This window comes from Bacillus sp. LR--39 (genome assembly GCF_053613335.1).
This window is the reverse complement of sequence record NZ_JBSIOT010000725.1, coordinates 1-771: the sequence shown is the minus strand read 5'-3', so window position 1 is coordinate 771 and position 771 is coordinate 1. Positions and strand designations below refer to the sequence as shown.

Genomic DNA, 771 nt, shown 5'->3' with positions numbered 1-771 from the left:
GTCAGTCTAAAGAAGAATGCTATGCTCAAGTGGAAGGGGAACTTGGCTATCCGTGCTTTGTAAAACCGGCCAACCTTGGATCAAGCGTCGGGATCAGCAAATGCAGAAGCCGTGAAGAGCTTGACCAAGCCTTTGAGCTTGCATTCCAATATGACCGGAAAATTGTCGTTGAAGAGGGCGTCATCGGACGGGAAATAGAACTCGGCGTTTTAGGGAATGATGAACCTGTCTGCTCAGTCGCGGGGGAAATCGCTCCGAAGAAAGACTTTTATGACTATAAAGCAAAATATGAAGACGGCGATACTGATTTGATTATTCCGGCTTCCCTGACAGAAGACGAATACGAAACAATGCGCAGCATGGCGGTCAAAGCGTTTCAGGCGATTGACGGTTCAGGCCTTGTGAGAGCGGACTTTTTCCTTACAAATGAAGGCAGGGTCCTGATCAATGAAGTCAATACGATGCCGGGATTCACCCCGTTCAGCATGTTTCCGCTTCTCTGGAAGCAATCAGGGGTTGAGTACGCTGAACTGATTGAAAAGCTTGTCGCTTTGGCAATCGAGCGCCACGAAGAAAAACAGCAGATTAAACATACATTTTAACGGGACGGAGCGGACCGAATCCGGGAGCTTTCATGGAGAAAGGCGCTGAAGGCGGTTCGCCCTTAGATACAGCTGCAGACACTATCCTTATTTGTGGTAGTGTCTCTTTTCCTTGCAGAAGAAAGAGAGGGACATACATGATAACAAGAACGGTAAAAGAAATTGCTGA

Annotated in this window: 1 protein-coding gene; it reads left to right on the top strand. The window is 47.6% G+C overall.

Going from position 1 to position 771, the window contains the following annotated elements; genetic code table 11:
- Window positions 1-602 (top strand): D-alanine--D-alanine ligase family protein (locus ACWHAR_RS26125; RefSeq protein ID WP_452088304.1); only part of this gene is annotated, 602 nt, incomplete at its 5' end.
- Window positions 603-771: the final 169 nt, after the last annotated feature.